The organism is Streptococcus parasanguinis CC87K (assembly GCF_000507765.1).
Classification (GTDB): domain Bacteria; phylum Bacillota; class Bacilli; order Lactobacillales; family Streptococcaceae; genus Streptococcus; species Streptococcus parasanguinis_J.
Map to the genome: position 1 here is coordinate 58,728 of NZ_KI669405.1, position 14,052 is coordinate 72,779.

Sequence of the window (14,052 nt, forward strand, 5' to 3'; positions counted from 1 at the left end):
TCTCAGATTTTTTTTGTGCTTTCCTTTCAGTATTCAATAGGGCTGAAATGTGCTATAATGGTACTAATTTTATGGTAGGAATTCATAGAACAAATCAAAAAAAAGAGGTATTCATATGTATCCAGATGACAGTTTAACCTTGCATACTGATTTATACCAAATCAACATGATGCAGGTCTATTTTGATCAAGGTATCCACAATAAACATGCTGTATTTGAAGTGTATTTTCGTCAACAGCCTTTTAAAAACGGCTATGCTGTATTTGCTGGCTTAGAGCGAATTGTGAAATATTTGGAAAACTTGAGTTTTTCTGAGAGCGATATTGCCTATTTAGAGTCACTTGGTTATCATGGAGCCTTCTTGGAATATCTCCGTGATCTTAAGTTGGAACTGACAGTACGCTCGGCTCAAGAAGGTGACTTAGTTTTTGCCAATGAACCAATTGTCCAGGTCGAAGGCCCTCTGGCTCAGTGTCAATTGGTGGAAACAGCCCTCTTAAATATTGTCAACTTTCAAACCTTGATAGCCACAAAGGCTGCACGCATTCGTTCGGTCATTGAAGATGAGCCTTTGATGGAATTTGGGACACGCCGCGCGCAAGAAATGGATGCTGCGATTTGGGGAACTCGTGCGGCAGTCATCGGAGGTGCTAATGGGACTAGTAATGTTCGGGCAGGAAAACTCTTTGGAATCCCTGTTTTAGGAACCCATGCCCATTCTCTTGTACAGGTATATGGAAATGACTACCAAGCCTTTAAGGCCTACGCGGAAACCCATAAAGATTGTGTCTTCCTCGTCGATACCTATGATACTCTTCGTATTGGGGTTCCTGCAGCTATTCAGGTAGCGCGTGAAATGGGAGAGAAGATCAATTTCCTAGGCGTACGGATTGACTCAGGAGATATTGCCTATATTTCTAAAAAGGTTCGCCAGCAATTAGATGAGGCTGGGTTTACAAATGCTAAAATCTACGCTTCTAACGACTTGGATGAAAATACCATCCTCAACTTAAAAATGCAAAAAGCAAAAATTGATGTATGGGGTGTGGGAACCAAGCTCATTACGGCTTACGATCAACCAGCACTTGGGGCGGTATACAAAATTGTTTCTGTTGAAAACGAAGCAGGAGAGATGATCAATACCATCAAGCTTTCTAATAATGCAGAGAAAGTTTCTACTCCAGGTAAAAAGCAAGTCTGGCGGATTACGAGTCGTGAAAAAGGTAAGTCAGAAGGGGACTACATCACTTATGATGGAGTAGATGTTTCACAACTGACAGAACTTAAAATGTTCCATCCGACTTATACCTACATCAATAAAACGGTCCGAAACTTTGAGGCTATTCCTCTTTTAGTGGATATTTTTAAAGAGGGGCAATTGGTTTATCAACTACCACCATTATCAGAAATTCAAGAATATGCTCGTAAAAATTACGATCAATTGTGGGATGAATACAAGCGTGTCCTCAATCCACAGCATTACCCAGTTGACTTGGCAAAAGATATTTGGCAGGATAAGATGGATCTAATCGAGGAAATGCGTAACAAGGCCAATGGAGAAGGAGAAGCAAAATGAGTTTGCAAGAAGAGATTATCCAACAATTGGGTGTCAAGCCTAGCATTGATCCTCAGGAAGAGAATCGCCGCTCAGTTGATTTCTTAAAAAGATATCTAAAAAAACATCCCTTCTTGAAAACATTTGTATTAGGGATCTCAGGAGGACAAGATTCGACTCTTGCTGGACGGTTAGCTCAATTAGCCATGGAAGAAATGCGCGCAGAGACAGGAGATGCCTCCTATCAATTTATTGCTGTTCGCCTTCCTTATGGGGTACAGGCAGATGAAGAAGATGCCCAAAAAGCTTTGGCCTTCATCCAGCCAGATGTCAGCCTAGTCGTTAACATCAAGGAATCGGTTGATGCCATGGAACGCGCTGTCGAAGCAACAGGAACGGATATCTCCGACTTCAACAAGGGCAATATCAAGGCACGTAGCCGCATGATTGCTCAGTATGCTCTAGCAGGAGCACATAGCGGAGCAGTGATTGGGACGGATCATGCTGCGGAAAATATTACTGGCTTCTTCACAAAATTTGGAGATGGTGGTGCAGATATTCTACCTCTATTCCGTTTGAACAAGCGCCAAGGAAAACAATTGCTTAAAGCCTTGGGAGCTGATCCTGCTCTCTATGAGAAAATCCCAACTGCAGATTTGGAAGAAGAAAAACCAGGTGTTGCTGATGAAGTAGCGCTGGGTGTCACCTATAATGAAATCGATGATTACCTAGAAGGCAAACAAGTAAGCCCAGAAGCTCAAGCAACTATTGAAAAATGGTGGTACAAAGGCCAACACAAACGCCACTTGCCAATCACAGTATTTGATCATTTCTGGGAGTGAGACAGAAATCGGTAACTCGTAGAGTTCGATTTCGTAGTCTCACCCCCGCAAGGCTGTCTAGATTGAAAGGTACTCAAAGAGCTCCGTTCAAATCAGCCAGCTACTGCGTCAATGTATCATTGAAAAGCTCATGGATGAGGTGGAAACAAATAGAATTTTTCTATTAATACTAGACAGAAATCGGTAACTCGTAGAGTTCGATTTCGTAGTCCGACTATACAATATTGTGAAAATCATCAAAAAGAAGGGCGGTTTTATCCGTCCTTTTCATCTAGATTAAAGTAAAAAAATTGCAGAATTCAAGTTGCATGAAAAAACGAAGGGAGATAACATATGAATCATCTTGGTAGTCTTGTTATGGAGACAGAGCATTTATACTTGAGGCCTTTCGTTTTGGAAGATGCACCAGCGATGTATGAAAATTGGGCTTCTGATCCTGAAAATCTGAAATATGTTACCTGGGATGCCCATACATCTTCTGAGAGGACCAGAGAATCGATCAAAAGATGGGTCGAACAGTATCAAAAACCAGATACTTATAAATGGGCGATCTGTTTCAAAACATCACCGGATCAGGTAATTGGAGATATTAGTGTGGTTTCCCAAGACCAGGAAAGTCAATCTTGCGAGCTGGGTTATATCCTTGGCAAGAAATTCTGGGGGAAGGGATTCATGACAGAAGCTGTCATAGCTGTTTTGGATTTCTTATTGAACGAAGTTGGATTTAAAGAAATTAAAGCCACTTATATCAGTTTAAATCCTGCTTCTGGAAAAGTCATGGAAAAGGCCGGAATGCAGTATGTAGAAATCATCCCTCATGCTATTCAACGCAAAGGATACTGCGGGGATAAAATTATTTATTCCATACAGAACCCCTCTCTATAGGGTGATTTTTACTTGAAGATTCTGCTCAAAGGATTATAATAGTAGATAACAAAAAAAGGAGATTGCTATGTCAGAATTAACTATAGAATTTACAGACCAGCTCTATGCCAATTATGAAGCAAACGTGAAATATGCGGCTCTTGAAAATGCTGTTACCCACAATGGGATTCATGCATCGCTTGAAACGCGCAAGAGTGCAGTAGAACATACACCAGTCTTTTCACTTGATTTGACCAAGGACAAGGTTACAAACCAAAAAGCATCTGGTCGTTGTTGGATGTTTGCGGCTTTAAATACCTTCCGTCACAAGATGATCTCAAGCTTCCAATTGGAAGATTTTGAGTTGTCTCAAGCACATACTTTCTTTTGGGATAAGTATGAAAAAGCAAACTGGTTTTTGGAGCAAGTGATTACTACAGCAGACCAAGAATTAACCAGCCGTAAGGTGGCTTTTCTCCTACAAACCCCTCAACAAGATGGCGGTCAATGGGATATGGTAGTATCTCTCTTTGAGAAATACGGAGTGGTTCCAAAATCAGTTTATCCAGAATCGATTTCTTCAAGCAATAGCCGGGAATTGAACACCTACCTCAATAAACTCTTGCGTCAAGATGCGCAAATCTTGCGTGATTTGATTCACTCAGGCGCAGATAGTGAGGCAGTTGCGAGCAAGAAACAAGCCTTGTTGCAAGAAATCTTTAACTTCTTGGCTATGTCTTTAGGATTGCCTCCGCGTGAATTTGACTTTTCATACCGTGATAAGGACAACCAATTCCATAGCGAAAGTGGGTTAACTCCACAAAGCTTCTACAAAAAATATGTAGACCTTCAATTAGACGATTACGTCTCTATTATCAATGCCCCAACTACAGACAAGCCATATGGAAAATCTTACACCGTAGATATGCTGGGCAATGTGGTTGGTAGCCGTCCAGTCCGCTACCTAAATGTTCCAATGGATCGATTGAAAGAATTAGCCATTGCTCAAATGAAAGCAGGAGAAACTGTCTGGTTTGGTTCAGATGTAGGCCAAGTCAGCAACCGTAAAGCCGGAATCCTGGCAACAGATGTCTACGATTTTGAAGCAGGCATGGACATTCATTTGACACAAGACAAGGCGGGTCGCTTGGACTATGCAGAAAGTCTCATGACACATGCTATGGTCTTGACAGGGGTTGATTTAGACGAAGCAGGTCAGTCTCGTAAATGGAAGGTTGAAAATTCATGGGGAGACAAGGTCGGTACAGATGGTTACTTTGTGGCTTCTGATGCTTGGATGGATGAATATACCTACCAAATCGTGGTTCGTAAAGAATTCCTAACAGCAGACGAATTAGCAGCCTATGAAGCAGAACCAATTGTCCTAGCACCGTGGGATCCAATGGGAGCTTTGGCAAAATAATGATACAGAAAAGAGCCGAAAGGCTCTTTTTTTTATATACTCAAAAATAAAAAAGCTGGGAAGTCTAACTAAATAAATCAGATTTTATTCGTTCTGGTTTTTTAACCATTGTTTTAAAAAAAGCCGGGCAAAAGCCCGACTTCTCTGTTATATTATTCGTTATGATTGTTAGATTCTTGTGAAGAAGGCTCAGATGGTTTAGATGGATTTTCTTCGTTCGAAGAGCTAGACGATGGTTCTTCATACGAATACTGATCAGTGGAATAACTTGGCTCATAGTAGTAGTTATTGTAGTTGTTCTTACCATTGTTTAAGTAGAGATAAGAACCACTTCGATACAGTCCACTTGGTTGCGTCCAATCCGTATGACCAGAGTTATTATTATTAGCAAGATAGAGCATCATTTGACGGTAGACATCCGTTGCGACCTGTATTCCATTATCCAATACTGGTGTAAAGCGATTGGAATAACCTGTCCATACTGCCATGGCATATTCAGGAGTGTAGCCTACAAACAATTCATCCGGTGTTACAATATTTGAATAAGCATTTTTTGTCAATTTACCGATTTCGTTATCAGCATAGTTTGATGTACCTGTCTTACCAGCTTGGTAGATTCCCGAAATGGCAGCATTTGTACCGGTACCAGACAAGAGAACTGTCTTCATCATATCTGTCATCATGTAGGCAGTTGTTGCTTTCATTGCACGAGTTCCTTCGGACTCAAATTCCTTGGTTGTGCCATCACTAAAGACAACCCGACTAACATAGGATGGTTTGTAATAGGTACCGCCATTGGCAAAAGCAGCATAGGCAGCTGCCATTTTCTCACTGCTGGCTCCGTATTTGTTGCTAGAATCGCTAGTGTTACTCGAGATAGCGTTGGCGTAAACCATTTCTGGGTAATCGATCCCTAATCCATTGAGGAATTTCTTAGCTTGTTTAAGACCAACTTTTTCCAGGGCCTTCACCGCAGGCACGTTACGAGATTGTTGAATTGCGTAGGTAATGGACATGCTACCATAGTATGAACGGTCCCAGTTGTAGACAGGCGTTGATGAATGAGGGAAGTTGTATGGCGCATCTGTTGTAGTAGCTGCTGTAGAGGTATATTCCTCATGTTCAAGAGCTGGTGCGTAATCTGTGATTGGTTTCATTGTTGAACCCCAGTCACGGTTCGTTTCAACCGCTTGGTTTGTACCAAAGGAAACATTGCTGGATTGGTGACGAGAACCCAGCTGAGCAATGACTTTACCATTATTAACATCGATAACTGTTGAAGCTACTTGCAATTCATCATCTGGATAGTTGACATATTCATCTGTATTGTAGATGTCCCACAATTTCTTTTGCGCTTCGGTATCAACGTTAGTATAGACATCCATCCCAGTTGTAAGCAAATTGTAGCCCGTTTCTTCTTCGACTTGCTCGATCACTTCTTTTAGGTAATTATCCATATAGGCTGGGTAACTGCTTGAAGAACTAAGACTTTGCAGACCATCTGTAACAGGTGTATTGACCGCTGCTTCGTATTGTTTGTTAGAAATGGTCTTCATATCGAGCATTTCTTTTAATACTAAGTTTCGGCGCTGTTGCGCTGCTTCAGGATGGGAGTATGGATCGTATTGGTTTGGTGCTTGGGGCATCCCCGCAAGGAGTGCCAATTGAGGGAGCGAAAGATCTTTTAGATCTTTTCCGTAATAACTTTTCGCAGCTGTCTGCATTCCGTAGTTCCCATTCGCCATAAATACTTTATTGACGTAATAGGTCAAGATTTCTTGTTTGGTTGCTTTCTTTTCCAGTTGAGTTGCTAACCAAGCTTCTTGGATCTTACGAGAGAGGGTACGGTCAGAGGCCGAAGTGGAGAAATAGGTTAACTTGATCAATTGTTGCGTCAAGGTTGACCCACCTTGACTTCCTCCTCGTAAGTTGTGAAGGAAGGAACCGCCGATCCGAATGATGTCGACCCCGCGGTGATTGAAGAAACGGTGGTCTTCAATCGCTACGATAGCATTGACCAAATCAGTAGGGATTTCATTGGCTGTGACATTGATTCGTTTCTCAGCCCCCAAATCTGCGATCAAGTTATTTTGGTTGTCATAGATTTTACTAGATGTTGTTGCAACCAAATCTTTTTCAGATAAGGTTGGTGCTTTCATAGCATAGTAACTAAATATCAGTCCACCAAGGACGAATAAAAGTAAGAAAAATGAAATGGCTGCGATGGCAACATATTTCAACCATTGAATGACTGTTTGTTTATTCATTTAAATACCGCCTAGAAGTTTCTGTTCGATAATATCAAGATAAGGAACGCTCGGAAGTCGATTCTTATCTACTAGAAAGCCGTACTCCTGAATATAGGAGAGGGGCATGGATTTACTACCATGATCGATGTTGTAATAGTGAATTAATGCAGGAGCAGGAAGTAAGTAGGTTTCACTCAACTTTGCAAAATGCAAGAGAACGAAACAGATACCGCCTTGCTGGACAACCGCCTCCATATGATCGATCTGATGTTGATGAAAATTTTTCATCGGCATGGATTGCTTTTGCTGTGTTTCCTTAGCTTCAAAATCGATATAGCGTCCCTTGTATACTCCAGAATAGTCCGTCGTTGAGGCTTGCCTGAAATAGGCTTCAACAATCTTTGCCCGACTGCGACGTGGATAATCCACTTTCACGATTTGAATTGGTGTTGGTTTTTTATGGATGACTGCTAGACCTCGAGAAAGATAGTATTGATTACTTTCATTGATCATTTTTTCAAATGTCATCCCACGATTCGCAAAGTCGACTGGATATTTCCTTTGTGTAGAGACCAAGGTTTTTTTGGCTACTTTATGTGGATAGTTGACCATAGTTCTCCTTATTGGTACAATTACATCACTCTATTATATCATAAATTAGAATAATGAGGAAAAAATGAATACCATACTTGTTGCAGGTTATAAGAGTTTTGATGTGGGCGTCTTTTCCAATAAAGATCCTCGACTGACCATTATCAAAAAAGCCATTGAAAGAGATCTTCGTCGTTTATTTGAAGAAGGAGTGAAATGGCTAGTTTTTTCTGGTAATTTGGGATTTGAGGCTTGGGTACTAGAGGTCGCCTTTGCATTAAAAAAAGATTACGATTTTCAAATGGCGACAATCTTCCTATTTGAGAATGTTGGCGAAAATTGGAATGAAAGCAATCAGGAATTATTAGCACGCTTCAAACAGGTGGATTTCGTGAAATATGCCTATCCCCACTATAGCAATCCGGGTCAACTAAAAGAATACAATCAGTTTTTGATAGATAACGCGGATGGAGCTTATGTTTTTTATGATCCAGAAAATGAAACCAATTTAAAATATCTTTACAAAATGATGGTAGAAAAAGAACCATTTTATGTCAAACAATTAAGTTTTGATGACTTAAATGAACTTGCTGAAAATTTTTACGAAAACTAAGTGTTATACCTTGATTTTTCTTACCATTTTTTTATATAATTGAGATGATGAACTAGATTGGAGAGAGTAATGGCGAGTATTATTTTTACTGCGAAAGATATTTTTGATCAAGATTTCAAACGAGAAGTTCGTGGTTATAATAAAGATGAAGTAAATGAATTTTTGGATGATGTCATAAAAGACTATGAAACCTATGCTGCTTTGGTGAAGGAATTGCGTGAAGAAAACGCCCGCCTTCGTGAAGAACTTGCCCAAAAAGCACAGGAAACACCACAAACATCTCCGATTGCTAGCACCGCTACGCAAGAATTTCCGCAAGTGACAACAGCGACGAACTTTGATATACTCAAACGTCTCAATCGTTTGGAAAAAGAAGTTTTTGGGAAACAGATCGTAGATCGCGATTATTAATCCCATAGATCGTGCAATTTTTGGATAATCGCGTGAGAGGATGCTCTCATGAGGAAAGTCCATGCTAGCACAGGCTGTGATGCCTGTAGTGTTTGTGCTAGGTGAATCCATAAGCCTAGGGACTTGGTATTCAAGTTACGGCGAGTGAAGGAGCTAAGTCTAAGGATAAGCTCTAGTAACTCTGAAAGTGCCACAGTGACGTAGTTTTTAGGGAAACCTAAAAAGTGGAACGCGGTAAACCCCTCAAGCTAGCAACCCAAACTTTGGTCGGGGCATGGAATGCGTGGAAACGAACATAGCATTCTGACTGGAAACAGTAGACAGATGATTATCGAAGGAAATGGTACCTAGTCATTTCTGGAACAAAACATGGCTTATAGAAAATTGCATATAGGTTGATGAGGTGGAGAGAGATCTCAACCTCCTTTTTTAAAGTGATAGGAATAAGATGAAAAAACAATTTGAATTGATTGCAACGGCCGCTGCTGGTATAGAGGCTGTTGTTGGTCGAGAACTACGCGATCTCGGCTACGATTGCCAGGTTGAAAATGGACGGGTTCGATTTCAAGGAGACCGTCGAGCAATCATAGAAACCAACCTCTGGTTGCGCGCGGCTGATCGAGTGAAAATTGTGGTTGGGACTTTTCCAGCCAAAACCTTCGAAGAACTCTTTCAAGGTGTCTTTGCTTTGGATTGGGAAAATTATTTGCCTTTAGGAGCACGTTTTCCTATTTCTAAGGCTAAATGTGTCAAATCAAAACTTCATAATGAACCTAGCGTTCAGGCCATTTCGAAAAAAGCAGTGGTTAAAAAGTTACAAAAACATTATGCCCGGCCAGAAGGTGTTCCTCTCATGGAAAATGGGGCAGAGTTCAAGATCGAAGTATCGATCCTTAAAGATCAAGCCACTGTCTTGATTGACACCACTGGTAGTAGCCTCTTCAAACGTGGTTATCGGACTGAAAAAGGGGGAGCCCCTATTAAGGAAAACATGGCAGCAGCAATTCTTCTGCTGTCAAACTGGTATCCAGATAAACCCTTGATTGACCCGACATGTGGTTCTGGAACGTTTTGTATTGAGGCGGCAATGATTGCGAGAAATATGGCACCTGGTTTACGTCGGACCTTTTCTTTTGAAGAATGGAACTGGATGGATGATCGCTTGATTCATGAAGTCCGTCAAGAAGCAAGCAGAAAAATCAATCGCGAGATCGAATTGGATATTATGGGAACCGATATCGATGCACGGATGGTTGAGATTGCCAAAGAAAATGCCCAGAAAGCGGGCGTTAGCAGTGATATTACTTTCAAACAAATGCGAGTCCAAGATCTTCACTCAGATAAGATCAACGGGGTGATTATCTCCAATCCTCCATATGGAGAACGCTTATCCGATGATGAAGGTGTGACGAAATTGTATACTGAAATGGGGCACGTATTTGCACCTCTCAAAACCTGGAGTAAATTTATCCTAACCAGTGATGAAGGTTTTGAATCTAAATTCGGTAGTAAAGCAGATAAAAAACGAAAACTTTATAACGGAACCCTAAAAGTTGATCTCTACCAATATTTTGGGGAACGAGTAAAACGGCAGATTAAGGCATAGAAAGGATTTTTATGACAGAGAAGGATAAAAAGCCATTAGAGCAAGAAACAGAATCAATTTTAGAGTTTGAAGATGCTAAAGAGATGACGATTGGGCAGGCCAATCGAAAGGCAGAAGAAATCGAAGCAGGTGTCACTGAAGGTGATAATGTCTTAGACAAATACATCAAACAACACCGAGCAGAAATTGAAGCTGAAAAATACGATACAAAAATTTTGGCCAAAGAAGAATTGGCTAAAGCTGAAGAGTTGGCAGCTACAGAAACAGTTGCTGAAGTAGCTGAAGCAGTGGAGGAGCCGGAAGTGACGGAAACGGTCTTGGAACAAAGGCCTGAAATGGATGCTATCTCAACTGAATTACCTGCTAAGATTAAATTTGGTCCCACACCAACTGAACCAATTGTAGAAGCTGAGGAACTTCCTGAGGAAACACCAAGCAATGCGGGCAAACGAATCAAAGCGGTTCTATACTCTGCCTTAGGTCTTGCGATTGTCGGTTCGGCCATTTTTGTGACCTATAACTGGATGCACAGTCGTGGAAAATCTGGTGGTACAACTGTTGTATCGTCTTCATCTAGCAAGTCATCTTCTACTTCTAAATCAAGTAGCAGTGAAACACAGGCTCAAAAATTGGAAGAGTTTACCAAAGCCTACGATGCCTTTTTTGTAGATGAATCAAAAAGTGCTCTTAAAAATGATAAATTCGGAGACTTGGAAAATCTGAAGAAACTGCTGGACAAATTAGAAGGAAGCAGTGATTATAATGCGGCTAAAACAAAATATGAAGACCTTGTGAAGCAAGTTTCTGCCATTCAAAAAGTGAATTCTCAATTTAGTTCTCCAGTCATCAAAGATGGAGTTCTTGATGCAACTGCCAAAGCGAAAAGTGATGCGACCTTTGCAGAAACAAAGACAGGCAATGAAAAATTAGATAGCTTATTGAATGAGGCGGTTGCGCAAGGACGTTCACAACAAGTTGCGACACCGGCACCAGTGACAGGGACAGGTGGTACAGATACTTCTAATGCAACTCCAGCCCCAGCTCAAGCAGCAACGCCTACGGCCCCAGCTGTCAATGCTGCTACAGGTAGTGCAGGAACGGCAAACCCAGGCTATTCAGGGTACGGTCTTCCAAGCGATGGAGTTCCACTTCAGCGGAACTTGAGCCGTGTGCCATATAACCAAGCAGCTATCAATGATGTCAATAACCCGGCTTGGGTGTTTGGTGATGGGATCCTTGAAAAAGTATTGAACATTGCTCGTAAACGTGGGCATATCACTGGCAATCAATACATTTTAGAGCGTGTTAATATCATTAACGGTAATGGCTATTACAACCTCTTCAAACCAGATGGAACCTATCTCTTTAGTATCAATGCCAAGACTGGTTATTTCGTAGGGAACGGCAAAGGTCATTCAGATGCTCTGGATTATTAATGCTTGATCAGACATCCCTTTTCTGGGAAGAAATACAATAAAAAAGGATGAACCAGAGGTTCGTCCTTTTTTATATCAAACAAGATGACGTTCAAAGGGATCGTCCGAAATTCCTTGATCTAGAATCAGGCGACACCATTCTTTGGCTGAAAAGAGACTGTGGTCCTTGTAATTTCCACAAGACTCAATAGTGGTGCCTGGGACATTCTCCCAAGTGCTGACAGATGCAATTTCTTCTAAAGAATCTTTGATTACTTTAGCAATTTCCGTACTCGAATGTTGTCCCCACATGATCATATGAAAACCGGTACGACATCCAAATGGGGAACAGTCAATCATACCATCTATGCGTTTGCGAATGAGCATCGCAAGAAGATGCTCGATTGTGTGGAGCCCTGCTGTTGGAATCGCATTTTCATTCGGCTGCACTAGGCGAATATCAAAGTTAGAGATGATATCTCCGTTTGGTCCAGTTTCCTCCCCAATCAAGCGCACATAAGGAGCCTTCACGGCTGTGTGGTCCAATTCAAAACTTTCAACAATTACTTCTTTTGTCATATTCAAATCCTTCTTTGTTTTTCTTGATTATAGCATAAAAAGCAGATTCAACAAAGTGGAAATAGATGAATTCCTCACAGATGTTCCATGAAAGAAAAGTAGATAAAAGAACAATCGTTAAGCAAAAATATAAAAGTTTTTTCCTGTTTTTTTAGATTGTTAATTTTAGTAATTTATGGTAAAATGTAAAAGAATTTTTAATTCAACTAATTAAATAGATTTGGGGTAAAAGCATGAATTTTTTAATTACAGGTGTTTTTGCCGCGGTCATTGGTTTAGTCATTGGATATGTGGGAACTGCTCTTAAAATGAAAGCTTCAAAAGAAGCTGCGGAATTCACCCTTTTAAATGCTGAACAAGAAGCAACGAATTTACGTGGACAGGCAGAACGCGAAGCCGATTTGATTTTAAAAGAGGCGAAGCATGAGTCAAGTTCACTTAAAAAAGAAGCACTTTTGGAGGCAAAGGAAGAAGCCAGAAAATATCGTGAAGAGGTCGATGCTGAGTTTAAGTCAGAACGACAAGAATTGAAGCAATTAGAAAGCCGTTTGGCAGAACGTGCTAGCAATCTTGATCGTAAAGACGACATTTTAACAAGCAAAGAACAGTCTCTTGAACACAAAGAGCAAAGTCTTACAGATAGAACTAAACACATTGATACGCGTGAACAACAGCTGGAAGAGCTTGAACACAAGAAAGTAGAAGAACTGGAACGTGTCGCTGCTCTAAGTCAAGGAGAAGCGCGTGACATTATTTTGAATCAGACGGAAGAGCATCTTTCAAAAGAAATTGCATCGCAAATTCGTGATGCTGAGTTGGAAGTGAAGGAACGTTCTGATAAGATGGCTAAAGACATTCTTGTCCAAGCCATGCAACGGATGGCAGGTGATTTTGTTGCTGAGCAAACAAACTCAACGGTTCATTTACCAGATGATAGCATGAAGGGCCGTATTATTGGGCGTGAAGGGCGCAATATTCGTACTTTTGAGAGCTTGACAGGTGTCGATGTGATTATCGATGATACGCCTGAGGTGGTGACCTTGTCAGGGTTTGATCCGATTCGTCGTGAAATCGCCCGCATGACAATGGAGAGCCTTCTCAAAGATGGTCGGATCCATCCAGCCCGCATCGAAGAGCTGGTTGAGAAGAACCGTCAGGAAATTGACAATCGTATTCGTGAATACGGTGAAGCGGCTGCCTATGAAATTGGTGCGCCAAACCTCCATCCAGATTTGATGAAAATCATGGGACGGTTGCAATTCCGTACCTCTTATGGTCAAAACGTTTTGCGTCACTCCATTGAAGTTGCCAAACTTTCTGGTATTATTGCTAGCGAGTTGGGTGAAAATGCTACCTTGGCACGACGTGCAGGATTCTTACATGATATCGGTAAAGCGATTGACCGTGAAGTGGAAGGAAGTCACGTCGAGATTGGAACTGAATTGGCACGGAAGTACAAGGAACACCCAGTGGTTGTCAATACCATTGCCAGTCACCATGGAGACGTGGAACCAGAAAGTGTCATCGCAGTCATTGTCGCTGCAGCGGATGCCTTGAGTGCAGCTCGACCTGGAGCACGAAGTGAGTCACTTGAAAGCTACATCAAACGCTTGCAAGATCTTGAAGAAATTGCAAATAGTTTTGAAGGAGTTAAGACAAGTTTCGCCCTTCAAGCGGGTCGTGAAATCCGTATTATGGTTAGCCCTGAGGCGATCAAGGATGATAAAGTGACGATCTTAGCTCATGATATTCGTGAGAAGATCGAGTCCAATCTTGAATATCCTGGAAACATTAAGGTTACCGTTATTCGAGAATTGCGTGCAGTCGATTACGCAAAATAAATGAAAAGCTTGAGATCTAGCATCTCAAGCTTTTTGAATGAAAAAATCAGTTGAAAATTAGGC

Annotated in this window: 12 protein-coding genes and 1 other RNA gene; 10 read left to right on the plus strand and 3 right to left on the minus strand. The window is 41.2% G+C overall.

Features of this window, described 5'->3' with window-relative positions; all coding sequences use genetic code 11:
- Positions 1–115: 115 nt before the first annotated feature.
- The 4 genes from HMPREF1195_RS10300 to pepC all read left to right on the plus strand — a co-directional run bounded on the left by HMPREF1195_RS10300 (position 116) and on the right by pepC (position 4,684).
- Positions 116–1,576: a nicotinate phosphoribosyltransferase gene (locus HMPREF1195_RS10300; protein ID WP_023920286.1), complete on the plus strand. Its 1,461-nt coding sequence runs from the start codon at positions 116–118 to the stop codon at positions 1,574–1,576.
- Positions 1,573–2,397 carry an ammonia-dependent NAD(+) synthetase gene (nadE, locus tag HMPREF1195_RS10305; protein WP_023920287.1) on the plus strand — a complete coding sequence of 275 codons (825 nt, stop codon included), beginning with the start codon at positions 1,573–1,575 and terminating at the stop codon, positions 2,395–2,397. The genes HMPREF1195_RS10300 and nadE overlap by 4 nt, the downstream gene beginning before the upstream one ends.
- Positions 2,398–2,730: 333 nt before the next feature.
- On the plus strand, positions 2,731–3,282 hold the full coding sequence (locus tag HMPREF1195_RS10310) for a GNAT family N-acetyltransferase (protein WP_023920288.1): 552 nt from the start codon (positions 2,731–2,733) through the stop codon (positions 3,280–3,282).
- Positions 3,283–3,349: 67 nt separating this feature from the next.
- Positions 3,350–4,684 (plus strand): aminopeptidase C, encoded by a 1,335-nt coding sequence (pepC, locus tag HMPREF1195_RS10315; protein ID WP_023920289.1) that lies wholly within the window; start codon positions 3,350–3,352, stop codon positions 4,682–4,684.
- A 152-nt stretch (positions 4,685–4,836) separates the two neighbouring features.
- On the opposite strand, the gene pbp1a is transcribed toward pepC, so the two are convergent.
- Positions 4,837–6,951, minus strand: coding sequence for a penicillin-binding protein PBP1A (gene pbp1a / locus HMPREF1195_RS10320; protein WP_023920290.1), 2,115 nt, complete (start codon positions 6,949–6,951; stop codon positions 4,837–4,839).
- The gene (recU, locus tag HMPREF1195_RS10325; protein WP_023920291.1) at positions 6,952–7,545 is read right to left on the minus strand and encodes a Holliday junction resolvase RecU; all 594 of its coding nucleotides are present in this window, start codon (positions 7,543–7,545) and stop codon (positions 6,952–6,954) included.
- 64 nt (positions 7,546–7,609) lie between these two features.
- Between recU and HMPREF1195_RS10330 the strand changes: the two genes are divergently transcribed.
- The 5 genes from HMPREF1195_RS10330 to HMPREF1195_RS10345 all read left to right on the plus strand — a co-directional run bounded on the left by HMPREF1195_RS10330 (position 7,610) and on the right by HMPREF1195_RS10345 (position 11,590).
- Positions 7,610–8,137: an SLOG family protein gene (locus tag HMPREF1195_RS10330; RefSeq protein WP_023920293.1), complete on the plus strand. Its 528-nt coding sequence runs from the start codon at positions 7,610–7,612 to the stop codon at positions 8,135–8,137.
- 69 nt (positions 8,138–8,206) lie between these two features.
- Positions 8,207–8,548: a cell division regulator GpsB gene (gpsB, locus tag HMPREF1195_RS10335; RefSeq protein ID WP_003010351.1), complete on the plus strand. Its 342-nt coding sequence runs from the start codon at positions 8,207–8,209 to the stop codon at positions 8,546–8,548.
- Positions 8,549–8,564: 16 nt separating this feature from the next.
- Positions 8,565–8,930: RNase P RNA component class B (gene rnpB, locus HMPREF1195_RS10870), an RNA gene on the plus strand.
- A 66-nt stretch (positions 8,931–8,996) separates the two neighbouring features.
- Complete coding sequence (locus tag HMPREF1195_RS10340; protein ID WP_023920295.1) at positions 8,997–10,154, plus strand: THUMP domain-containing class I SAM-dependent RNA methyltransferase; 1,158 nt, start codon at positions 8,997–8,999, stop codon at positions 10,152–10,154.
- Between the two features lie 11 nt (positions 10,155–10,165).
- Positions 10,166–11,590: a cell division site-positioning protein MapZ family protein gene (locus tag HMPREF1195_RS10345; protein ID WP_023920297.1), complete on the plus strand. Its 1,425-nt coding sequence runs from the start codon at positions 10,166–10,168 to the stop codon at positions 11,588–11,590.
- Positions 11,591–11,665: 75 nt separating this feature from the next.
- Here the strand turns inward: HMPREF1195_RS10345 and HMPREF1195_RS10350 are convergent, their stop codons facing one another.
- The gene (locus HMPREF1195_RS10350; RefSeq protein ID WP_023920299.1) at positions 11,666–12,148 is read right to left on the minus strand and encodes an S-ribosylhomocysteine lyase; all 483 of its coding nucleotides are present in this window, start codon (positions 12,146–12,148) and stop codon (positions 11,666–11,668) included.
- Positions 12,149–12,381: 233 nt separating this feature from the next.
- On the opposite strand from HMPREF1195_RS10350, the gene HMPREF1195_RS10355 reads away from it, so the two are divergent.
- Complete coding sequence (locus HMPREF1195_RS10355; protein ID WP_023920301.1) at positions 12,382–13,989, plus strand: ribonuclease Y; 1,608 nt, start codon at positions 12,382–12,384, stop codon at positions 13,987–13,989.
- The last annotated feature ends 63 nt before the right edge of the window (positions 13,990–14,052 follow it).

Bases quoted from the DNA above. Each gene is read 5' to 3' on its own strand.
- gpsB (WP_003010351.1), top strand. From the start codon at position 8,207: ATGGCGAGTATTATTTTTACTGCGAAAGATATTTTTGATCAAGATTTC.
- HMPREF1195_RS10350 (WP_023920299.1), bottom strand. From the start codon at position 12,148: ATGACAAAAGAAGTAATTGTTGAAAGTTTTGAATTGGACCACACAGCC.
- pbp1a (WP_023920290.1), bottom strand. From the start codon at position 6,951: ATGAATAAACAAACAGTCATTCAATGGTTGAAATATGTTGCCATCGCA.
- HMPREF1195_RS10340 (WP_023920295.1), top strand. From the start codon at position 8,997: ATGAAAAAACAATTTGAATTGATTGCAACGGCCGCTGCTGGTATAGAG.
- nadE (WP_023920287.1), top strand. From the start codon at position 1,573: ATGAGTTTGCAAGAAGAGATTATCCAACAATTGGGTGTCAAGCCTAGC.
- HMPREF1195_RS10310 (WP_023920288.1), top strand. From the start codon at position 2,731: ATGAATCATCTTGGTAGTCTTGTTATGGAGACAGAGCATTTATACTTG.
- pepC (WP_023920289.1), top strand. From the start codon at position 3,350: ATGTCAGAATTAACTATAGAATTTACAGACCAGCTCTATGCCAATTAT.
- HMPREF1195_RS10355 (WP_023920301.1), top strand. From the start codon at position 12,382: ATGAATTTTTTAATTACAGGTGTTTTTGCCGCGGTCATTGGTTTAGTC.
- recU (WP_023920291.1), bottom strand. From the start codon at position 7,545: ATGGTCAACTATCCACATAAAGTAGCCAAAAAAACCTTGGTCTCTACA.
- HMPREF1195_RS10345 (WP_023920297.1), top strand. From the start codon at position 10,166: ATGACAGAGAAGGATAAAAAGCCATTAGAGCAAGAAACAGAATCAATT.
- HMPREF1195_RS10330 (WP_023920293.1), top strand. From the start codon at position 7,610: ATGAATACCATACTTGTTGCAGGTTATAAGAGTTTTGATGTGGGCGTC.
- HMPREF1195_RS10300 (WP_023920286.1), top strand. From the start codon at position 116: ATGTATCCAGATGACAGTTTAACCTTGCATACTGATTTATACCAAATC.